We start from the raw sequence: 21,469 nt of genomic DNA, 5'->3' as shown, positions 1-21,469 counted from the left end.
ATCAGATGAAATGCACGTAGAAATCGCGCATGCCGTCGCCTTCCAGGTCCCGGGTCTTGCGCACTTCCTTGCGTTTCATGAAGACGTGGTTGGCGACCAACTCCGGCCCAACCGCCTCCGCCAGAACCGTGTCCTTCTCCAGATCAGCCACAGCCCCCTTCAAGTCTATTGCCGTGCCCTCGCGGGCATCGGTGCGGTCAAACCCGTCGCCAGTCTCCATCGGCGGCAACTGGCGGCCGTTTTCTACCCCAAGGCGTGCAGCCTGCAAGACAGCCGCAACCGTGGTGTAAGGGTTGGAGGAGGCATCCGCCATCCGGTGTTCCAGCCGCGCCTTGGCACCGCCTTCCGAACTGATCCGCGTGGTCACATTGCGATGGTCGCCGCCCCAGTTCTGCCAGTAGCCCGACAACGACCCCGGCTGCAGCCGCATGTAGCTGTTGGCGGTTGGCGCAATCAGCCCCGCCAGCCCCTTGTGGTGGTGCAGCAGCCCCGCCAGGCAGCCGCGTGCAAGATCGTTCATATGCTCCGGCCCGCCCCGCGGCCCCGAGGACAGCGCGTTGCCCCCCGCCTCATCCGCAAAGGAAAAATTGATATGCATGCCCGAGCCGCCTGCCTCGGCTACCGGCTTGGGCATGAAGGTCAGGACAATGCCATATTCCAGCGCCACCTCCCGCGCCATCAGGCGGAACAGCACGATGTCATCCACCGCCTTCACGGCGTCATCAAAGGTCAGCGTGTATTCGAACTGCGGGCTATCGAACTCCGCCGTGATCATGTCGAGCGAAAAGCCCATGTCATCCGCCATCGCCCAAATCCGGTCATTGAACCGCAACGGATCGGCAAAGGGGCCGGTGCCGTACACAACCCCGCCGGGCGCATCATAAGGCATCAGCCGCCCGCGGTCGTCTGCTTGCAAGGCAAAGGCCTCCAGCTCGATCCCGACTTTCGGCGTCAGCCCGTGCTTTTGCCAGTCCGCAACGGCCCGTTTCAGAGCACCGCGCGGGCACAAGGGCAGCGGGCGCCCTTCGTCGTCGTAAAGATCGCCCAGAACCACCTGGGTCGATGCATGCCAGCTGTCACGGATATCATCATGCAGCCATTTCAGCTCCATATCCGGCAGGCCCTGCTTCACCATCGAGCCCGGCGCGTCCAGCAGATCCCGGTCATAGTGGGTGCCAAAGACCGACCGGCAGAACCTTGTCGAGTCATCGCCGATCTTGGAATTTGGCAAGTACTTCCCCCGCATGATGCTGAGGTGATCGCAGAACATCGCGCGCAGGCGGGTCTTCATGGCTCTGGGTCCTTCCCTGTGGGACAGCCATCGTTGGACTGTCGTCGGCATTGTTTCCCGTGCTTTATTACTTAACATATTTAGCGGTTATTGCGGAGTTTTTCCTGCGAAGACATCGAGTTCACGCCGCTTGCACCCGCACCGGCAGCTGCTTGATGCCGCCGACAAAGTTCGAGCGCAGAAACTTATGCGGCCCCGCCGCCTCAATGCTCTTGATCCGCTTGGCCAGCTCCTGAAACAGCACCGTGACCTCCAGCCGCGCCAGCCACATACCCAGGCACACATGCGGACCGAATTGGCCGAAGGACAGATGCCGGTTCGGGCTGCGGTGAAGATTTACGTGAAATGGATCGTCGAAATAGCCCTCATCCCGGTTGGCGGAAGAGAACCAGTACAGCACCTTGTCGCCTTCGCGGATGGTCTTGCCATGCATTTCCACATCCCGCGTCGCGGTGCGGCGGAAGTAGAGCGCCGGCGTCGCCCAGCGAATGATCTCATCCGCTGCCGTCTCCCAAACCGCGCCGCCTTCCTGCATCTGCGCCAGCAGCTCGGGCTGGTGGCACATCGCCTGGATGCCCGCGGCAATCGAATAACGCGTGGTGTCATTGCCCGCCGCCACCAGCAGGCAGAAAAAGTTGCGGAACTCGGTCTCCGTGATGACCGAGCCATCCTTGGCCGGTTCCAGGATCAGGTTCAGCACGCCCGAGGTATCCCCTTTGCGCGCCTTCTCCTCCATCAGTTCCTTGGCATACACATACAGCTCCGCCCCGGCAGGCGAATTGAACGGCATCATCCGGAACTCATCCGTCTGCATCTTGTCGAGCACATGGGAAGTGAAATCCGGGTCGGTATTGGCAATCAGTGCATCGCCCTTCTCCACCAGCCAAGGCAGATCCGCCTCCGGCAACCCAACCACCCGCCCCAGCATCCGCATCGGCAGCTGGCGGGCGATTTCCTTGGTGGCGTCAAACTCGCCCTTGGCCAGCGCCTGATCCAGAATGTCCGCGCAAAGGCCGCGGATGTCCTGCTCATACTGTGCCATCGTGGTTTTCGAGAAAGCCTTCAGCAGCTTCATCCGTACCTTGGAATGCTCCGGCGGGTCGGTCTCCTGAAAGGTGCGCCGCGCCAGGTACTCCTCGTAGGACTGATCCTCCATCCGGATGCCTCTGGCAGAAGAGAACACCTCGGTGTTCTTGTTCATCACGGTGATGTCTTCATAGCGGGTCACCGACCAGAAGTTTTTGCCGCCTTCGTATTCGGTCCAATGCAGCGGATCTTCCCGCCGCAGCCGGGCGAAGGTGTTGTGCGGTGCGCCACTGGCGAATGCGTCATGGCTGCTGAGATCCGCATAGCCGTCGTCACTGGGGGTCCAAACTGTCATTGCGGGCTTCCCTAACTTGCTTACTTAATGTATATTAATGAGCATCATAAATATGTAAATGAAAATCTTGCGAGCCTTCTCATGCACTTGGCCATCCTGATGACCAACACAGACGAAAGCGGCTTTGCCCAAAGCCACCCCAAGGACGGTGAGAAATTCACTGATCTGATGCTGCTGGTGCGACCGGGCTGGCGCACATCCGTCTTCTCCGTGAAGGACGGTGTATTCCCGCAGGATCTGTTTCAATTTGATGGCGCGATGATCACCGGCAGCCCGGCCTCGGTCCGCTCCGGCGCGCCTTGGATCACACAATTGCTGGAGCTGGTCCGCACTGCCCACGCCAGGCAATTCCCGCTTTTCGGCGCCTGTTTCGGCCACCAGGCCATCGCAATGGCACTTGGCGGCAGCTTGGATCACAACCCCGGCGGCTGGGTGCACGGGTTGACCCGCAACCGCTTGCTGGCCCGCCCGGACTGGGCCGCCGGTCTGCCAGAAGAATTAAAACTCTATGGCTCACATTGTGAATACGTCAGCCGCCTGCCACCAGATGCAGCCCCGCTCACAGAAAGCAACGGCATGAATTCGGGCTGCACCCTGGGCAGGCACATCTTCACCATTCAGCATCATCCGGAAATGACGCACGGCTTTATCACCGCGCTGACCGAAGAAATGAAGGACACGCTTGGCCCCGGCGCCTTTACCCGCGCTGTGGAAAGCCTTGCGGAACGCTCCGACCAAACAGAATTTGCCGAAAGCCTGGCAGCTTTCTTCGAACAGGCCGCCAACCCCTGACCGCCCCGGCTTCTTTCTGGTCCAAAATACTCTCGCCGAAGGCCCGGAGCCGAAAGGCTCCGGTTCACCCCAAAGCTGCCAGCAGATCCATGACGGTGACCTGGTCAAACTGCACATGCGCGATCATCGCGGCCTCTGCCTCCTCCCGGTCATGGGCAAGGATCAGTTCCGCAATCTCCCGGTGCTCCCTGGCCGACTGCGCAATGGCGCCCGGGTAGCGGTAGCGCGCCCGGTAATAGGCCATCAGCTTGCGCGCGTTGGTCTTGATCAACTCGACCAGAAACGGGTTGCCGGAGCCTTCGGCCACGCAGGCGTGAAACCGCAGGTTCAGCTGGTAGTAGCCCGCAGGATCACCGTCGCCTTTCTCCGCCGCATGTTTTTCACAGGCGGCAACCACGGCCTCCAGCTCCTCTGCCTGCGCCGGAGACAACCTCCGGGCCGCCAGCGCCGCCGCCTGCCCTTCCAGCCGGGCATGGACCTCCAGAATGGCCAGGAACTCCTCCAGCGTCGGCTTGAACAGCACCGCCCCTTTGCGCGGCAGCCGTTTGATGAGGCCAATGGCTTCCAACTGGATAAAGGCCTCGCGCACTGGTGTGCGGGACACCCCATGGCGCTCCACCAGCTCGCTTTCCTCCAGCGGCGCGCCAGGCACCAGACGTCCTGCCTCGATATCCTGAAGGATTGCGTTCAGAACCTGTTCCGTCTGCCCTGCCATTGCGCCGCCTTTGATGCGTTTGGGGCCAATTTATGCGCCTCTTCTCTGCTTGGCAACGCGCGCTGGGGGCGCTGCCCCGCCCTCACGGGCTCCCCCGGAGTATTTGCCAAAGAAGAAGAGCTGGACGCCTTAGCGCGGCACCGGCCCGCAGTACTTTTCGGTCAGCTCCGGCGCCACCTCATCCGCCTCATAGACCCCTAGCAGGATGCCTTTGCGCCCGGACTTTCCGCGGCGCGCTTTGATCTGGGTGTCGGAAAGCGTGATCCGCTGCGACATCCGCAGCCCCCATTTCAACAACCGGTCATACATCAGGTCAATGACCTCCTGATGCGCAGTGCCCTTAGCGAGATCCACCAGCTCGTCCGGGTCATTCTCCAGGTCAAACAGCATCGGACGCAGCCCGCCCTCAGCGTGCATGAACTTCCACCGCTTGTCCGTCACCATGAAGAGGCGCGCATCTTTCGGCTCCAGCCCAAGCTTTTCGCAAAGCGGCATGGTTGAATAGTCGAATTCGGCAATGGCATAGTCCCGCCACTCCGGGTTTTCGCCGCGCAGGAAGGGCATCAGCGAGCGTCCTTCCAGGATATGCGGCGCCGGCTCACCGCCGGCCGCCTCAAGGAAGGTCGGCAGCAGGTCGATCGCCTCCACCAGCTCATCACAGGTGATGCCGCGGGCGGCGTCAGCCTCCGCACGCGGATCATAGATGATCAGCGGCACCTTGATTGATGGCTCATGGAACAGGTTTTTCTCGCCCAGCCAGTGATCACCTAGGTAGTCGCCATGATCAGAGGTCACCACGATCATCGTGTCCTGCATCCGGCCGGTTTCCTCGAGCCAGGAAAACAGCCGCCCCATCTGGTCATCCGCCTGTTTAATCAGCCCCATATAGGCGGGAATGACCTTCTCCCGCACCTCTTCGCGGCTGAAGGTCTTGCCGATTTGATTGTTCATCATGCCATCAAAAACAGGATGCGCGTCCTCACGTTCCGCATCCGAGCGCACCACCGGCAGCACATGCTCCGGCCCGTACATATCGTGATAGGGGGCCGGCACGATATAGGGCCAATGCGGCTTGATATAGCTGAGGTGCGCGCACCACGGGCCTTCGGCCTGCGCGATGAACTCCATTGCCTGGCTGGTCAGCCAAGGGGTTTCGCTGTCTTCCTCGGCGATGTTTGCCGGTTTGTCCGCATTGACCATGAACCAGCCAGAGGCGACGTCATTGCCCTCCACTCCGGCGTTGGCAAAATCGTTCCACGGGTTCTCCCCCGGGTAGCCCTTTTCCTTCAGGTACTCATTATAAGGGCTGCGTTTCTGGTCATAGAATCCGTCCGGCCCCTCTGCCCACAGCCCGTCGTCGCGTACAAAAGGGTCAAAACCGCATTCCGACTGGCGCACGCCAATCACGCTGTCCGGTGCCAGGCCGAGCCGCTGCATACCGCCGGCATCCGCCACCATATGGGTCTTTCCGATCAGGTGGCAGCCCATTCCGGCCTTGCGCAAGTGATCGCCCATGGTCCACTCGCCCACCCGCAATGGGTAACTGTTGAACTGCACCCCGTGGCTGGACGGGTAACGGCCGGTGTAGCTCGACATCCGCGAAGAGCCGCAAGTGGGCGATTGCACATAGGCGCGGGTGAAGCGCACGCCCTTGGCGGCCAGCGCATCTATATGCGGCGTGTGCAGATGCGGGTGGCCCGCGCAGCTAAGGTAATCGAACCGCAGCTGGTCGAACATGATGTAGAGAATGTTCATTGGCTTCTCCCGCTCAGCGCTCTTTCCTGGCATATCCGCAATAATAAACAAGTGAAGCAATTTTGGCGAGGCGGTTTTCTTGACCGCCCCGCAGCAGTGGCCGAATTATAGCGCTCTGCATTTTCATTAGATCAGTTGCCATCATGCCCGAAACCGTCTCATCAGCCACCATCCGCTCCGCCGAAAGCAAGGACTGCTCCAGTCTCGCCGCTTTGTCCATCGAGGTTTGGCTGGGCACCTATCTGCAGGAGGGGGTCAGCGGCTTTTTCGCCGGCTATGTGCTCAGCCGCTGTACACCCGAACATTTTGCCGCCGTACTGAATGACCCGTCGGAGCGCGTGCTGGTTTCGCAAAACGTGACCGGCATCGACGGCTATATCCGCATCACGCACGGCAAACCGCACCCCGCAGGCGGTGCGTCGCAAACGGAAATCTCGACGCTTTATGTCCAGCCCCGCCATCACGGGAAGGGCATTGGCAGAACCCTGCTGGAGGCCGGGCTGAAGGCAAGCCGGGTAAACGGCTGGGACGCCCCCTGGCTCACCACCAATTCGCAGAACAAGAGCGCCATTGCCTTTTACCGCCGAAATGGCTTCGAGCAGGCAGGCCGCACCAGTTTCCGCATTCAAGAGGCCAGCTACCCGAACGACATCCTCCAATACTGCGGCTGCGGCGCATGAGCTGCATACGGGGCACCCAGGAACCAAGCTCTCCCGCCCGCCGTCAGCCTTTCTGGCGAAAGCCGTCCGTCCGTTGGGCCTGGCGCCGCGCTGTGCGCGGCGCCAGGCCCAACGGAAGCGGGGCATTTCCAATGCACCGGCGACGGGCGGGAGCGCTTGGCGGCATCAGTCCGGCGTGTCCTGAGACGGGGCTTCAATCTCCACCAGCAGATCCCCCGCCTGGACCTGGGTGCCGGCCTGCGCCGCGACCCTGACGACACGGCCCGCAGCATCTGCCCGGATTTCATGCTGCATCTTCATCGCTTCCAGCACCGCCAGCCGGCTGCCCGCGGCGACCTCAGCGCCTTCTGTCACGCTGATTTCCATCAGGCTGCCATGCATGGGGGCCGTGATCCTGCCCGGGTGATCTGCCGCCTCTGCCGCGGAACCGGGCGGCACGATGGTCAAGCCAAACAGGTGCGCACCGGCAGCGGCATAAAGCCTGTCATCCTTCAACTGCCACGCCGTGAGCTGCGCCAGCTCTCCGTCCACTCTCAGGCCAGCCCCTTCTCCCGTTATCACATGCCGGGCACCCGCGATGGAAACCATCAATGCCGCCCCCTTGCTGGTCACAATTGCAACGGCAGCTTCATCACTCCAGGAAAGGCAAAACCGTGCCGCCAGCCTGCCCTGGTTCGACCAGCCAAGCATTTCACGGGCCGTGCCGCCCGCCCGGGCCGCATAGCGCTGCTGGAGCGCCCGGAACAAAAGCGCCGTGCCCAGCGCGATGCCGCGGCTGAACAGGGACTCCGCCGGCCCGTCCGGGAAGTTCCGGGGTATGAAATCCGTGGCCGTCCTGCCGGCGGCGAATTCCGGATGCGCCAAAACCTGCAGCAGGAAGTCCCGGTTGCAGGCCGGTCCGAACAGCACACAGCCCTGCAACGCAGCAGCCAGGCGCTGCCGGGCCTCATCCCGGGTGCGGCCGCAGGCAATCACCTTGGCCAGCAGCGGGTCGTAGTGCGGCGGAATTTCCTGGCCGGCTGCAAACCCGCTGTCCACCCGGACACCTGCGCCTGACGGCGGCCGCCACTGCTCCACCCGTCCCGCCTGGGGCAAAAAGCCCTGTGCCGGATCCTCGGCATAAATCCGGGCTTCGATGGCGTGACCGGACAGCTGCACATCGGCTTGCGACACTCCCAATGGCTCATCGCGGGCCACGCGGATCTGCATCTCCACCAGGTCCAGCCCAGTGATCATCTCGGTCACCGGATGCTCCACCTGCAATCGGGTGTTCATTTCCAGAAAGCTGAACTGCCCGTCCTGCTCCAGCAGGAACTCGACCGTACCTGCCCCCCGGTAGCCAATGGCCTTGGCCGCTGCCACCGCCGCAGCCCCCAACCGGGTCCGCAGACCAGCATCCACTGCCGGGCTTGGCGCCTCCTCCACCACTTTCTGATGCCGGCGCTGCACCGAGCAATCCCGCTCGCCCAGATGGATCACCGTGCCATGGGCATCGCCAAAGACCTGCACTTCCACATGGCGCGGCCTCAGCAGCGCGCGCTCCAGGATCACCTCGTCCGAGCCAAAGGCGGCCCGTGCCTCGCTGCGTGCCAGCTCCAGCGCGGCGGTGAAATCCGCGGCGCGCTGCACCAGCCGCATTCCCTTGCCGCCGCCGCCCTCTGCCGCCTTGATCATCACAGGATACCCGATCCGGGCCGCTTGCGCTGCCAGCACATCGGCTGATTGCTCCCCACCCTCATAACCCGGCACGCAAGGCACACCTGCCTCGATCATCTTCCGCTTGGCAGCAGCCTTGTTGCCCATCAGGGCAATCGTATCCGGGTCCGGGCCAATAAAAACCAGCCCTGCCTTGATGCAGGCGCGGGCGAACTCAGCATTTTCGGACAGGAAACCATACCCCGGGTGCACTGCGCCGGCGCCCGCCTCCTGCGCGGCCTGGATCAGTTTCCCAATCGACAAGTAACTTTCTTCCGCCGGCCCTTCGCCGATCCGCACCGAACGGTCTGCAAAATCCACATGCGGGCTGGCGGCATCCGCATCGGTATAGACCGCAACGCATCGCAGCCCCATCGCCTGCACCGTGCGCATCACCCGCAGAGCGATTTCACCGCGGTTGGCCACCAGGATCGTTTCAAAGCTGCCCATAGCTGTTCCCTTCAGATCCGTGCGACACCAAAGCTGTTCGGGTTGAGCTGCCGCGCCCGGGCCTCCCGGCAGGTCTGCAGGCAGAAACCGATCACCTTGCGCGTATCGCGCGGGTCGATCATTCCCATGTCGAGCACCCGGCCCGAGGTATAGAATGCATCCGATTGCCCGTCGAAATGCGCGGCAATCTTCTTGCCCTGGGCCGCCAGCCGGGCCTCATCCGCCTCCGCCCCCCTGCGTTCAGCAGCGCGCCGGGCCACCTGCGCCATCGTCAGCGCCGCCTGCCTGCCTCCCATTACCCCGGTCACGGCATTGGGCCAGGTGAACAGGAAATCGGCACCAAAGGCATACCCGCACATGCCGTAATTCCCGGCGCCGAAACTGGCCCCGGTGTAGATCGAGATCTTCGGCACCCGGATATTGGTCACCGCCTGGATCATCTTGGCGCCATGCTTGATCATCCCTGCCTGCTCGGATGCGGTGCCGACCATGTAGCCCGTGGTGTTGTTCAGGAACACAACCGGTGTGCCTGCCTGATCCATCGCCTGCAGGAAATGCGCGGCCTTGGCGGCGCCATCCGGATCCAGCGGGCCGTTGTTGCCGAGGATCGCCACGGCCTGCCCCATGATCCGCGCCTGCAGGCAAACCGTGGCAGGCCCGAAGGCAGGCTTGAATTCCCGCAGCTTCGAGCCATCCGCAATCCGCGCTGCCACTTCCCGCATGTCATAAGGCCTGCGGTAGTCCACAGGCACCAAACCGGCGATTTCATCCGCCTTCAGGGCCGGCACCTGGTACTCCTCCAAAGGCGGCGCGCAGGCTGGCCAGCCCAGACCGGCCACCACCTCGCGGGCCAGCTCGATCCCATGCGCGTCATCCTCGGCCAGATACTCAACCAGCCCCGTGGTCCGGGCGTGCATCTCTGCGCTTCCAAGATCTGCGTCCTGCGCCGCCTCGCCCGTAGCCGCCTGCACCAGCGCAGCCCCCGCCAGCATCGCCATGCCGTTTCCCTTGACGCCGATCACATAGTCCGACAGCCCCGGCTGGTAGGCACCGCCCGCGGTCGAGGCGCCATGCAGCACGGTGATCACCGGAATGCCTGCGGCCGACAGCCGGGCCAGCCCCGCAAACATGCCGCCGCCATGTGCCCAAAGCTCCACCGTATAGCGCATCAGGTCGGCGCCGGCGCTTTCCACCAGATGGACAAAGGGCAGTTTCTGCTTCTCTGCAATGGCCAGCGCCCCCAGCGCCTTGTCCACTGACTTCTGCGTCATCGCACCGGCATTGATCCCCGCATCATCGGCAAAGACCATCACCCGTACGCCCTCGGCATAGCCGATGCCCAAAATGATCGAGGCGCCCGGCACTGACGTCTTTGGATCCGGATCATCAACCAGATAGGAAGCCATATTAAACAGCTCGAGAAACGGCATGCCCGGGTCCAGCAAGGCAGAAACCCGCTCCCGCGGCGACAGCTGCCCACGCTTGTCAAAGACCGGGCGGCGCTCCTCGGACTTGGCGGCGGCGCGGGCCTCCAAGGCGCGCATTCTGTCCACCAGGGCCAGCATATCCTTGCGGTTTTGCGCGAAGGTTTCGCTGGTGGCGGTGATTCTGGTTTCAAAGACGCGCATCACTCTCCCCAATCACGTCTGCATCCGCTTTCACAGGCGCTGCCAGCAGAAGTTGCGCATAGCCCTTGGCCTGCGGATCATTGCGCAAAGACGAGGTGCCGCCGCCGCCCAGCGCGCCGTGCAAAAGGATGTTCATCGACAAGCTGCCCGGCAGGAAGAACCGCTCGAACCGCCCGTCCCAGAAATGCCCGAACACCCGGCGCAGGTGCGCCTCATCCAGCGCGGCCCAGATCCAGGGCATGAACGCGGGCTGGCGGGCGATCACCCCGATATTGGCGATATCCCCCTTGTCGCCGCTGCGCGCCCAGGCGAGACGGTTCAGCGGCACCTCAACCAGCTCCTTTGCCGGCGGCAAAGCAGGGGGCGCAGGCGGTTCCAGGTTGCAGACAGGCACACTGCCCGCGGGTTCAACCGCAGCCTCTCCCGCGCTGTCCCGCACAATTACCCCCACCTGCGCCTTGGGAAGCAGGCAGGAGTGCAGCGCCAGAACCGGCGACGGTTTGGGCCGGGCACCCGCAAATCCGCTAAGCCCCGGCGGCGCCGACAGCCCCAGCCCAACCGCTTCCTGCAGGAACAGCCTGACCGCCCGGACATCGGAGTGGCGCACCGCAATCTTGGCCGCCACTTCGCGCGACAGCCCGCTCTGACGCAAGGCGCCGAACTGACTCTCGGCGCCTATCAGTTCGACACTTGCCTCTGTGAAGTCCGGTGCCCCCAAGCCAGCCAACCCAGCCCGCGCCCGGTCCAGCGCTGCATCGGCAAAGGCCTGCGCTTTCTCTTCGGCGTCCAGCCCGTAGAACGTAAAATAATGACCCGCGCGGTAGCCATCCGCCCAGGTGATGCAGACCTTATAGCTCTCAGGCACACCCATCCCGCGGGCGCCCGAGACACGCACGCGGTCCGGCCCGGCTTCCTCCAGCGTCACTCCGGAGACATCGCAGACCACATCCGGCAAAAGATAGGCCTGCGGGTCGCCGGTCTCATAAAGCAGTTGCTCCGCCACTGTCCCGCGCGAGACCTTGCCGCCGGTGCCCGGGGGTTTAACCACGTCAAAGGACCCATCAGCACGGATCTCTGCAATGGGATAACCGATCAAGGCCATCCCTGGCGCCACGTCCTGCCAGTCGGTAAAGTTGCCGCCGGTGGCCTGCGGCCCGCACTCCAGGATGTGGCCCGCCAGGCTGCCGCCCGCCAGCTGATCCAGATCCGCCGCGCTCCAGCCAAAGTGGTGGATGCAGGCGCCCAGCGTCACCGCGCTGTCCACGCAGCGGCCGGTGATGACAATATCCGCGCCCCGGTCCAGCGCCGCAGCAATGGGAAAGGCGCCGAGATAGGCATTGATGCTGGCGATCTTCTCCGCCGGCGGAAAGGGCGCGCCGGTAAACATGTCCCCGGCCGCCAGACCCGCCAGTTCCTCTGCGCGGTCCAGCAGGCCGTCGCCCTCCACCACCGCCACTTTTAGCGGCAGCCCCTGCGCGGCGATCTCCCGCTGCAGCGCATCGGCGCAGGCCTGCGGATTCACGCCCCCGGCGTTAGAAACCACCCGCACCCCCTGCCCGGCGAACTCTGCCAGGTTCGGCACCATCGCTCCGGTCACAAAGTCAGTGGCATAGCCCGACTGCGGATCCTTGGCCCGCGCACGGGCCAGGACCGCCATGGTGATCTCCGCCAGATAGTCGAAGACAAGGAAATCCAGCCCGCCCGCCGCCAGCAGCTGCGGCGTGGCCAGGGTGGCATCCCCCCAGAAACCAGCGGCTCCGCCTATGCGCAGGACTTCGGCCATCGCTCCTCCTTCCGGCTGCCGCCCCCTCATATGAATATATGCCAACTCCCCGGATTGGCGCGTTCTGCAGCCAATCGTGCCGCCAGCACTGCTGGCGCGGCAACGCTGACCCGGCGTTGGCTTCTGCAGGACGCAGCGTCGGCCCGCCAGATACGTTACAAGTTTTTCCTAGCCTCCATTTTCAGGTTACATTTAACTTGCCGCGAATCATCTTCCGGCGTATCACCGACCCAACGGTCGGCTTTTCCTGCCGCCGCCACAGGAGACGCGAACACCCATGGATTCTTTCATCTGCGATGCCACCCGCACCCCGATCGGCCGCTACGGCGGCGCGCTGAGCCAGGTGCGCACTGATGACCTTGCCGCCCTGCCGATTGCTGCGCTGGCAGCGCGCAACCCGGATGTGGACTGGGGTAGCCTGGACGATGTGATCCTGGGCGACGCCAACCAGGCTGGCGAAAGCAACCGCAACGTGGCCCGCATGGCCGCCCTGCTGGCAGGCCTGCCCACTTCTGTGCCCGGAACTACCATCAACCGCCTTTGTGCCTCCGGCATGGATGCGGTCGGCATGGCGTCCCGTGGCGTCAAGGCGGGCGACTATGACATGGCCATCGCCGGCGGCGTCGAAAGCATGAGCCGCGCGCCGTTTGTGATGCCCAAGGCCACCAGCGCCTTCACCCGTGCCAATGCGGTTTATGACACCACCATCGGCTGGCGCTTCGTGAACAAGAATATGCACGAGATGTACGGCACCAACTCGATGCCGCAGACCGCTGACAACGTGGCCGAGGATTATGGCGTCTCCCGCGCGGACCAGGACGCCTTTGCCGCCCGCAGCCAGGCCCGATGGGCCGCCGCGCATGAGGCCGGCATCTTCAAGGACGAGATCACTCCGGTCACCATCCCGCAGCGCAAGGGTGAGCCGATCGTTGTGGACACCGACGAACACCCCCGCCCCGGCACCTCGGCAGAAAAGCTGGCGGGCCTCAAGGGCGTCAACGGCCCGGACAAGACCGTGACTGCCGGCAACGCTTCCGGCGTCAATGACGGCGCCGCGGCGATCCTGTTGGCAAACGAGGCCGCGGCCGCGAAAAACGGCCTGAAACCCATGGCCCGCATCGTCGGTATGGCCGCCGCCGGGGTAGAACCGCGCATCATGGGCATCGGCCCGGTGCCCGCCACCCGCAAGGTGCTGGCGCGCACCGGCCTGACCATCGACCAGATGGATGTGATCGAACTGAACGAGGCCTTTGCCTCGCAAGGCCTCGCCAGCCTGCGCGAACTTGGCGTTGCGGACGATGCGCCCCATGTTAATCCCAACGGCGGTGCCATCGCACTGGGCCACCCGCTCGGCATGTCCGGCGCGCGGCTGGTGCTGACCGCCGCCTACCAATTGCAGCGCACCGGCGGGCGCTATGCCCTTTGCACCATGTGCGTCGGCGTCGGACAGGGCACCGCCCTGATCCTGGAACGCGTGTAACGAACCCTAGGGGAGGTCCCAGACATGTATGCTCAGATGATCAAATCCGAGGCGACCCAGGACGATCCGGAAAAACTGGCTGCCTTCCAGGCGCGCATCGACGCGGGCGAGAAGATCGAGCCCAAGGACTGGATGCCCGAGGGTTACCGCAAGACGCTGATCCGCCAGATCGGCCAGCATGCCCATTCGGAAATCGTCGGCCAGCTGCCCGAAGGCAACTGGATCACCCGCGCGCCGACGCTGGAGCGCAAGGCAATCCTGCTGGCCAAGGTGCAGGATGAAGCGGGCCATGGCCTCTATCTCTATTGCGCAGCAGAAACCCTTGGGGTGTCGCGCGACGAAATCACCGAAATGCTGCTCGACGGGCGCATGAAGTATTCGTCGATCTTCAACTACCCGACGCTGAACTGGGCCGACATCGGCGCGGTGGGCTGGCTGGTCGATGGCGCTGCGATCATGAACCAGGTGCCGCTGCAGCGGACCTCTTTCGGCCCCTACTCCCGCGCGATGATCCGCATCTGCAAGGAAGAGAGCTTCCACCAGCGCCAGGGCTATGACGCGATCCGCAAGATGGCCGAGGGCACACCGGAGCAGAAAAAGATGGCTCAGGATGCGCTGAACCGCCTCTGGTACCCGTCACTGATGATGTTCGGCCCCTCCGACAAGGACTCGGTCCATTCCGCCCAGTCGATGGCCTGGAAGATCAAGATGAACACCAACGACGAGTTGCGTCAGAAGTTTGTCGACCAGACCGTTCCGCAGGCCGAATACCTGGGCCTGACCATCCCCGATCCGGACCTGAAATGGAACGAGGAGCGCGGCCACTACGACTACACCGACCCGGACTGGAGCGAGTTCTTCGAAGTGATCAAAGGCAACGGCCCCTGCAACGTGGACCGCCTCGCCGCCCGCAACAAGGCCTGGGACGACGGCGCCTGGGTCCGCGACGGCCTCTTGGCCCACGCCAAGAAGAAAGCCGCGCGCCAGCACGCCGCCGAGTAACCCCAAGCATTCCGGCACCCGCCACAGCGCAGGCGCCCCCTCAGCCAGGAGGATTTGAGACATGAAAAACGAATGGCCCCTCTGGGAAATCTTCATCCGCGGCCAGCACGGGATGAGCCACCGCCACGTCGGCTCCCTTCACGCGCCGGACGCTGAAATGGCGATCAAGAACGCCCGCGACGTCTATACCCGCCGCAACGAAGGCGTGTCGATCTGGGTGGTCGAGGCGAATCACATCTCCGCCTCCTCGCCCAGCGATAAGGGCCCGCTGTATGAGCCGTCCGAGTCCAAGGTCTACCGCCACCCGACCTTCTTCGACATCCCCGAAGAAGTGGGGGCAATGTAATGACCCGCGACGACGCCTTTCTTCAATTCCTGCTGCGGATGGGGGACAACACCCTGATCCTCGGCCACCGGGTCAGCGAATGGTGCGGCCATGCACCGGTGCTGGAAGAGGACATCGCGCTGGCCAACACCGCGCTGGACCTGATCGGCCAGACCCAGATGTGGCTGGGGCATGCGGCTGAAGTGCAAGGGGAACGCAAATCCGCCGACGATCTCGCTTTCCTGCGCGACGCCTGGGATTTCCGCAACCTGCTGCTGTGCGAGATGCCGAACGGCGACTTCGGCCGCACTCTGATGCGCCAGTTCCTGTTCGACGCCTGGCACTCCATCCAGCTGGGCCGGCTGATGAAATCCTCGGACGAGCGGGTCGCGGCAATCGCCGAGAAGGCCTCGAAAGAGGTTGCTTACCACCTGGAACGCTCCGCCGACACCGTGGTGGGCCTGGGCGACGGCACCGAGGAAAGCCACCGCCGGATGCAGGAGGCGCTGGACTATCTATGGCCCTACGTGGGCGAGATGTTCCAGTCCGACGATGTGGACGCGGAAATGGCCAAGGCAGGCATCGCCCCCGACCCCGCCTCTCTGCGCGAAGAATACGACACGCTGGTCTCCCGCATCCTGACTGAGGCCACGCTGACCATTCCAGAGAGCCGCTTTGCCCACAAGGGCGGGCGCACTGGTGCAATGCATACCGAGCACCTGGGCCACCTGCTGACCCAGATGCAATGGCTGCAGCGCGCCTACCCGGGCGCCAAGTGGTAAGGCAGCACATAGAACACTGAGGGCTGGCCCCGGCCTCGGGTGGGGGTGAAGCCCCCTCCCGTGGGGGAGGTCGGGGGCTGCCCGGCCTATCGTCCGGGCGGAGCAGCCGAAGAGGAAACCCGCATGAGCCAAGTGACAACTCAGCCAAGCACCACCCGGATCTGGGAATGGCTCGACGCCGTGCCGGACCCGGAAATCCCGGTGATCTCGCTGGTCGATCTGGGCATCATCCGCGATGTCGCCTGGAAGGAGGGAACCCTGGTGGTGACCGTCACGCCGACCTACTCCGGCTGCCCGGCCACCTCGGTGATTGCCATGGACATCGAGACCGCCCTGCGCGACCGCGGTATCGAAGATCTGAAGCTCAAGACCCAGATCTCCCCGGCCTGGACCACCGACTGGCTGTCTGAAAAAGGCCGCACCAGGCTGGAGGCCTACGGCATCGCCCCGCCCCAGCCTGCCGGCGGCCCCGAAAAATGCCCGCACTGCGGCAGCAAACATGTCACCAAAGTCAGCCAGTTCGGCTCGACCCCCTGCAAGGCCCACTGGCGCTGCCAGGACTGCCTCGAACCCTTTGATTATTTCAAGTGCATCTGAGGAGACCCTGATGGCGCGCTTTCACGACCTTGAAGTCACCGACGTCCGCAAAACCATCCGCGATGCGGTGGTTGTCACCCTGAAGCCCGCGGGTGGCGCGGCTGAGGAATTCGATTTCACCCAGGGCCAATACCTGACCTTCCGCCGCGATTTCGACGGCGAGGAACTGCGCCGCAGCTACTCGATCTGCGCCGGCAAGGACGAAGGCATCCTGCAGGTCGGCATCAAACGCGTCGACGGCGGCGCTTTTTCGACCTGGGCCAATACCGAGCTGAAGGCGGGTGATACCCTGCAGGCGATGGCACCGATGGGGACCTTCTTTACCCCGCTCGATGCAAGCGCAGAGAAACACTACTTAGGCTTTGCGGGCGGCTCCGGCATCACCCCGGTGCTGTCGATCCTCAAGACGACGCTGGCGGCGGAGCCCAACTCGTCCTTCACGCTGGTCTACGCCAACAAGGGCGTGAACACGATCATGTTCCGCGAGGAGCTGGAGGATCTGAAAAACCTCTACATGGGCCGGTTCAACGTGATCCATGTGCTGGAATCCGACGCGCAGGAAATCGACCTGTTCACCGGCCTGGTCACCGAAGAGAAATGCGCCCAGCTGTTCGAGCACTGGATCGACATCAAATCGGTCGACACCGCCTTTATTTGCGGCCCGGAACCGATGATGCTGGGCATCGCCAGCGCCCTGCGCACAGCCGGCCTCAGCGAAAGCCAGATCAAGTTCGAACTGTTCGCCTCTGCCCAGCCGGGCCGCGCCAAGCGCAAGGCCGTCGCAAGTGATGCGGCCAGCAGCGCCAATCAGACCAAGGCAGCGATCACCCTGGACGGCGCCACCCAGACCATCGAGATGGGCAAGGACATGACTCTGCTGGACGCAGCATTGGAAAACGCGATGGACGCGCCTTATGCCTGCAAGGCGGGGGTCTGCTCCACCTGCCGCTGCAAGGTGCTGGAGGGCGAGGTCGAAATGGTCGCCAACCACGCGCTGGAGGATTACGAGGTCGAAAAGGGCTATGTGCTGTCGTGCCAGGCCTACCCGGTCACCGACAATGTTGTGGTGGACTACGATCAATAAGGACAAGTCAACCGGCTATTTTCAAACGGATTTCAGGGAGGGCATGGCATGTCCGAAGAGATGAGCATCGAAAGCTACCTGGCCCAGGGCGGGGTGCTGACCAACCCGTCCAATGTGCCGCCGCGCTACCGCGCTGAGCTGTTGAAGATGATGGCCACCTTTGTCGACAGCGAACTGGCAGGTGCCGCGGGCTTTGCCGACATCATCAACGAGGGGCCCGGCATCAAGTCGCGGATTGCAGCGGCCAAGATCGTGCTGGAGAAATCCGACAGCGCTGAGAAGGTGCTGCGCATCATGGGCGAGTTTGGCGCCGATACCGAGCGGTATGCCGACCACCACCCCTGGACCGCCCGGCTGGAACGGAACGCCGACATCGGCCAGAACCGCAGCAAGCACGACATGCGGCTGGCGGTGTTCAACTACCCGCTGGAAGGCTGGGCGGATGCGGTGGTGATGAACCTCCTGATGGGCCGTGCCGTGGCGGTGCAGCTGGAAGAGCTCTCCCATGTCTCCTACCAGCCGCTGGCCGAGGCCTTCCGTGCCATCCAGCCGGTTGAGACCCGGCATGCGGAACTGGCCGAAGAAGGGCTGATGCAGCTGGTGGAGGCGCAGGGCGCAGCCGCCTTGCAAGAGCTGGCAGATTACTGGTGGCCGCGGGTGGCGGCAAGTTTCGGCCAAGAGGCATCCGGCAAGTTCGAAGGCCTGAAAGCAATGGGCCTGCGCCGCACCCCCAACGGGGAGCTGAAGGCCCGCTGGCAGCAGGACGCCGCCGCGGTACTGAGCAAGGCGGGATTGAAGCCCGCCGGATAGCGCCCGGCAGCGGGGCCCTCCCGCCCAGGCTGGCGCGCATCATAGATGCGCTTGCCCGGTTGGGCCCGGCGCGCCTGACGGCGCGCGGCCCTTGGCGCACCCGCGCCGCCTGTGCAGCAGCACAGGGGATTGGTGCGGGGCTGCGGAATGGCGCCCGAACCAGGCGGGCCTCATATTGCCGGAACAGCAATTTGGAGGCTGCAATGAGCACCGGCATCACAAAACTCCCCGCTGGCACCGGCATAGGGCACGTGCATCTGAAAGTCTCCGATCTGGAGCGCGCAATCGGCTTCTACAGTGGTGTCCTGGGCTTCGGGATCACCCAGCGGCTGGGCAATTCCGCCGCCTTTCTCTCGGCCGGCGGCTACCACCATCATATCGGCCTCAACACCTGGCAGTCGCGCGGCGGCCCGGCCCCCGCCCGCAACATGACCGGGCTGTTCCATACCGCGATCCTGCTGCCGGACCGCAAGAGCCTGGCCGTTGTGCTGCGGCGGGTGCTGGACGCGGGTATAGAACTGGAGGGCGCGGCAGATCATGGCGTATCCGAGGCCATCTACCTGCGCGACCCGGATGGCAACGGGGTGGAGCTGTACCGTGACCGGCCTGAAGCGGACTGGCCGCGGGATCCGGACGGCAGCCTTGCCATGGGGACAGAAGCGCTGGACCTGCAGGCTTTGCTGGCCGAAGCAGATTAGGTCAGCTTTGCTGCCTAAATGTTTCGCGCGCGAAACAATGAGACAGAAGTTCTGACCTTTGGCACGCAGCGTCAGTCTGACCCGCCCCAAACTCTCAAACCCTTGAGAAGCCGCCTTCTTCCGCCACCCTGCGCCCGTCGGCCCCTGCCATCTGCGGGGAACAGTCTGGACGTCCAGGCAAACCCTGCCTAGCTTTCCAGCAGGCAAAGCGAGGACAGCGCAATGGCAGCGGGCAAGACAATCCGGACCTATTTCAACGGCAGCTGGCACGACGGCAACCTGGCGGTGCTGCGGGCAGCCGATCATGCAATGTGGCTGGGGTCCTCCGTTTTCGACGGCGCCCGCTTCTTTAACGGGATGACCCCGGATCTGGACCTGCACTGCGCCCGGACCAATGCCTCGGCAGAAGCGCTGATGATGGCACCCACGCATTCCGTTGCGGACATGATGGATGTGATCCGCAGCGGGCTGGAAGGCTTTGCGCCGGGTGCCGCGGTCTATATCCGTCCGATGTACTGGGCTGCGGACGGCGATGAGACGCTGATTGCGCCTGACCCGGCCAGCACGCAGTTTGCGGTCAGCCTGGAGGAAATCCCGATGCCGCCAGTCTCGGCCACCGCCACGCTGACCCGCAGCCATTTCCGCCGCCCGGTGCTTGAGAACGCGGTGGTAAACGCCAAGGCCGGCTGCCTTTACCCCAACAATGCCCGCATGCTGCGCGAGGCGCGCAGCAAGGGATTCACCAACGCACTGGTGCTGGATGCGATGGGCAATGTGGCGGAAACCGCCACCACCAATGTCTTCATGGTGCGCGACGGTGAGGTCTTCACGCCGATTGCCAACGGCACCTTCCTGGCCGGGATCACCCGGGCCCGGCATATCGGCAACCTGCGCCAGGACGGTTTCACAGTACATGAATGCGTGCTGACCTATCAGGATTTCGAGGCCGCGGATGAAATCTTCCTCTCCGGCAATCTGAGCAAGATCACCCCGGTCACTGCCTTTGATGAGTGCCGGTACCAGGCCGGCCCTGTCTCCAAACGGGTGCGGGACATGTACTGGGACTGGGCAGCCAGAGGGAGCTGACGGCGCGGTCCGCGCGTCCGCACGGGCTCCCGCCCGTTCCGGGCCTTTGACAAAGGCCGCTCGCACGGTTGGGCATGGCACCGTGCCTGCGCACGGTGCCGCGCCGCGCCAAAGCGCGGCGCCGGGCCCAAGGCCGCCAAGGCGGGGCCGGCGCAGCCGGAAACGCCCGCGGGCGCGGGAGCTTCCCCGTGACAGCAGGCTGTGCTAGGGCCAGATTCCCGCGCAACGTCCGAAGCTTTGGCTCTATTGCCTGAGACGCCCGCTTAGGCCATGATCCGCGGTGGAACAACGAGAGAGCGAAAATGCGCAAATTCCTTGTGGTACTGGACGATAGCCGCGAATGCCTGAACGCGATGCGGTTTGCCGCGATGCGGGCGGCGCACACCGGTGCGGGAGTGACCATCCTGTCGGTTATCCCGCCGGATGAGTTCAACCACTGGATCGGCGTCGGCGAAGTGATGCGCGAAGAGGCCCGCGAGCGGATCCATGCCCATTTCGAAGTCTTCGCCAAATGGATGCGCGACCGCCAGGGCGTCGACCCAGAACTGGTCATCCGCGAAGGCGAAGCAGTGCCGGAGATCCTGCAGTTCATCGAGAACGACCCGGAAATCGGGGTGCTGGTGCTGGGTGCAGGCACCGGGCGCAAGGGGCCAGGTCCGCTGGTCACCCAGCTGACCAAGAATTCCGGCGCCCTGCCGGTGCCGATGACCATCGTGCCGGGCGACCTGTCCAAGGAAAAGCTGGAAGCGATCACCTAAGGGCAGAGCAAGGAGCAGGCATGGGCGGCAAGGTCACCTTCTGGTTCGAATTCGCCTCCACCTATTCCTATCTCAGTGCCATGCGGATCGGCCGGGAGGCCGCCCTGCGCGGCCTCAGCGTGGCCTGGAGACCCTTTTTGCTGGGACCAATCTTTGCCGCGCAGGGCTGGCCCACCTCGCCCTTCAACCTTTACCGTGCCAAAGGCCGTTACATGTGGCGCGACATGGAGCGGACCTGCGCAGCGCGCGGCCTGCCTTTCCGCCGTCCCGATCCTTTTCCGCAAAACGGGCTGCTGGCAGCGCGGCTGGCACTGGCCGCGGCTGAACAGGGCAAAACCGAAGCTTTCACTCAGGCCGTTTACCGCGCGCAGTTCGGCGAGGGCGCGGATATCTCCAGTAAGGCAGTGCTGCGCGGCTGCCTGCGCAGCGCCGGGCTCAATGAAGAATTGATGCAGCGCGCAGAGGCGCCGGAAATCAAAGCCGCGCTGCGGGCGCAGACAGATGCGGCGATGGCTGCCGGGATTTTCGGCGCACCGGGCTTTACCTGCGGCAATGAATTGTTCTGGGGCGACGACCGGCTGGAGCAGGCATTGGAATTTGCCGCATCCGGTCAGATTTAGAATCGTTCCAAATCTTGACTTGGCGCGCTGCAGGGCGCATATCGGGGGCACGCTTAA

20 protein-coding genes are annotated in these 21,469 nt (G+C 63.8%); 13 read left to right on the top strand and 7 right to left on the bottom strand.

Annotated features, from left to right (window positions below):
* Nucleotide 1: 1 nt before the first annotated feature.
* Together ACXAEH_RS20335 and ACXAEH_RS20330 are read right to left on the bottom strand one after the other, a co-directional pair.
* Nucleotides 2-1,291 carry a type I glutamate--ammonia ligase gene (locus ACXAEH_RS20335; RefSeq protein ID WP_475035417.1) on the bottom strand — a complete coding sequence of 430 codons (1,290 nt, stop codon included), beginning with the start codon at nt 1,289-1,291 and terminating at the stop codon, nt 2-4.
* Between the two features lie 121 nt (nt 1,292-1,412).
* Entirely contained in the window at nt 1,413-2,672 is a 1,260-nt protein-coding gene (locus ACXAEH_RS20330; RefSeq protein WP_475035415.1) for a cytochrome P450, read from the bottom strand.
* An 81-nt stretch (nt 2,673-2,753) separates the two neighbouring features.
* On the opposite strand from ACXAEH_RS20330, the gene ACXAEH_RS20325 reads away from it, so the two are divergent.
* Nucleotides 2,754-3,464, top strand: coding sequence for a type 1 glutamine amidotransferase (locus ACXAEH_RS20325; protein WP_475035413.1), 711 nt, complete (start codon nt 2,754-2,756; stop codon nt 3,462-3,464).
* A gap of 64 nt (nt 3,465-3,528) precedes the next feature.
* On the opposite strand, the gene ACXAEH_RS20320 is transcribed toward ACXAEH_RS20325, so the two are convergent.
* Both ACXAEH_RS20320 and ACXAEH_RS20315 read right to left on the bottom strand, forming a co-directional pair.
* Nucleotides 3,529-4,179 (bottom strand): GntR family transcriptional regulator, encoded by a 651-nt coding sequence (locus ACXAEH_RS20320; protein WP_475035411.1) that lies wholly within the window; start codon nt 4,177-4,179, stop codon nt 3,529-3,531.
* Between the two features lie 129 nt (nt 4,180-4,308).
* On the bottom strand, nt 4,309-5,934 hold the full coding sequence (locus ACXAEH_RS20315) for a sulfatase-like hydrolase/transferase (RefSeq protein ID WP_475035409.1): 1,626 nt from the start codon (nt 5,932-5,934) through the stop codon (nt 4,309-4,311).
* A gap of 143 nt (nt 5,935-6,077) precedes the next feature.
* Between ACXAEH_RS20315 and ACXAEH_RS20310 the strand changes: the two genes are divergently transcribed.
* Nucleotides 6,078-6,614, top strand: coding sequence for a GNAT family N-acetyltransferase (locus ACXAEH_RS20310; protein WP_475035408.1), 537 nt, complete (start codon nt 6,078-6,080; stop codon nt 6,612-6,614).
* A 165-nt stretch (nt 6,615-6,779) separates the two neighbouring features.
* Here the strand turns inward: ACXAEH_RS20310 and ACXAEH_RS20305 are convergent, their stop codons facing one another.
* Genes ACXAEH_RS20305 through ACXAEH_RS20295 form a run of 3 tightly spaced genes read right to left on the bottom strand, consistent with a single transcriptional unit; the run spans nt 6,780 to nt 12,170 of the window.
* On the bottom strand, nt 6,780-8,759 hold the full coding sequence (locus ACXAEH_RS20305) for an acetyl/propionyl/methylcrotonyl-CoA carboxylase subunit alpha (protein ID WP_475035406.1): 1,980 nt from the start codon (nt 8,757-8,759) through the stop codon (nt 6,780-6,782).
* An 11-nt stretch (nt 8,760-8,770) separates the two neighbouring features.
* Nucleotides 8,771-10,387, bottom strand: coding sequence for an acyl-CoA carboxylase subunit beta (locus tag ACXAEH_RS20300; protein ID WP_475035404.1), 1,617 nt, complete (start codon nt 10,385-10,387; stop codon nt 8,771-8,773).
* Nucleotides 10,374-12,170: an acyclic terpene utilization AtuA family protein gene (locus tag ACXAEH_RS20295; RefSeq protein WP_475035403.1), complete on the bottom strand. Its 1,797-nt coding sequence runs from the start codon at nt 12,168-12,170 to the stop codon at nt 10,374-10,376. Before ACXAEH_RS20295 ends, ACXAEH_RS20300 begins: the two co-directional genes overlap by 14 nt.
* Before the next feature lie 277 nt (nt 12,171-12,447).
* Between ACXAEH_RS20295 and pcaF the strand changes: the two genes are divergently transcribed.
* The 11 genes from pcaF (at nt 12,448) to ACXAEH_RS20240 (ending at nt 21,412) form a co-directional block, all read left to right on the top strand.
* Nucleotides 12,448-13,650: a 3-oxoadipyl-CoA thiolase gene (gene pcaF, locus ACXAEH_RS20290; protein WP_475035402.1), complete on the top strand. Its 1,203-nt coding sequence runs from the start codon at nt 12,448-12,450 to the stop codon at nt 13,648-13,650.
* 24 nt (nt 13,651-13,674) lie between these two features.
* Nucleotides 13,675-14,652, top strand: coding sequence for a 1,2-phenylacetyl-CoA epoxidase subunit PaaA (paaA, locus tag ACXAEH_RS20285; protein ID WP_271907133.1), 978 nt, complete (start codon nt 13,675-13,677; stop codon nt 14,650-14,652).
* 61 nt (nt 14,653-14,713) lie between these two features.
* Nucleotides 14,714-14,998: a 1,2-phenylacetyl-CoA epoxidase subunit PaaB gene (gene paaB, locus ACXAEH_RS20280; RefSeq protein ID WP_008562338.1), complete on the top strand. Its 285-nt coding sequence runs from the start codon at nt 14,714-14,716 to the stop codon at nt 14,996-14,998.
* Nucleotides 14,998-15,759, top strand: coding sequence for a 1,2-phenylacetyl-CoA epoxidase subunit PaaC (paaC, locus tag ACXAEH_RS20275; protein WP_475035400.1), 762 nt, complete (start codon nt 14,998-15,000; stop codon nt 15,757-15,759). The genes paaB and paaC overlap by 1 nt, the downstream gene beginning before the upstream one ends.
* Nucleotides 15,760-15,882: 123 nt before the next feature.
* Nucleotides 15,883-16,356, top strand: coding sequence for a 1,2-phenylacetyl-CoA epoxidase subunit PaaD (gene paaD / locus ACXAEH_RS20270; protein WP_475035399.1), 474 nt, complete (start codon nt 15,883-15,885; stop codon nt 16,354-16,356).
* Nucleotides 16,357-16,366: 10 nt separating this feature from the next.
* Complete coding sequence (paaE, locus tag ACXAEH_RS20265) at nt 16,367-17,440, top strand: 1,2-phenylacetyl-CoA epoxidase subunit PaaE (protein WP_475035397.1); 1,074 nt, start codon at nt 16,367-16,369, stop codon at nt 17,438-17,440.
* A 48-nt stretch (nt 17,441-17,488) separates the two neighbouring features.
* Nucleotides 17,489-18,250: a Phenylacetic acid catabolic protein gene (locus ACXAEH_RS20260; protein WP_475035396.1), complete on the top strand. Its 762-nt coding sequence runs from the start codon at nt 17,489-17,491 to the stop codon at nt 18,248-18,250.
* Nucleotides 18,251-18,453: 203 nt separating this feature from the next.
* Nucleotides 18,454-18,948, top strand: coding sequence for a VOC family protein (locus ACXAEH_RS20255; protein ID WP_475035395.1), 495 nt, complete (start codon nt 18,454-18,456; stop codon nt 18,946-18,948).
* A 222-nt stretch (nt 18,949-19,170) separates the two neighbouring features.
* A complete protein-coding gene (locus ACXAEH_RS20250) occupies nt 19,171-20,034 on the top strand; it encodes a branched-chain amino acid aminotransferase (protein ID WP_475035393.1) in 864 nt (287 codons plus the stop codon).
* 302 nt (nt 20,035-20,336) lie between these two features.
* Entirely contained in the window at nt 20,337-20,792 is a 456-nt protein-coding gene (locus ACXAEH_RS20245; protein WP_039130985.1) for a universal stress protein, read from the top strand.
* A gap of 20 nt (nt 20,793-20,812) precedes the next feature.
* Entirely contained in the window at nt 20,813-21,412 is a 600-nt protein-coding gene (locus ACXAEH_RS20240; RefSeq protein ID WP_475035392.1) for a DsbA family protein, read from the top strand.
* Nucleotides 21,413-21,469: the final 57 nt, after the last annotated feature.

Source organism: Leisingera sp. ABM4_060 (assembly GCF_056158765.1).
Note: the sequence above shows the minus strand (reverse complement) of the source record. Positions and strands in the feature narration are given on the sequence as shown.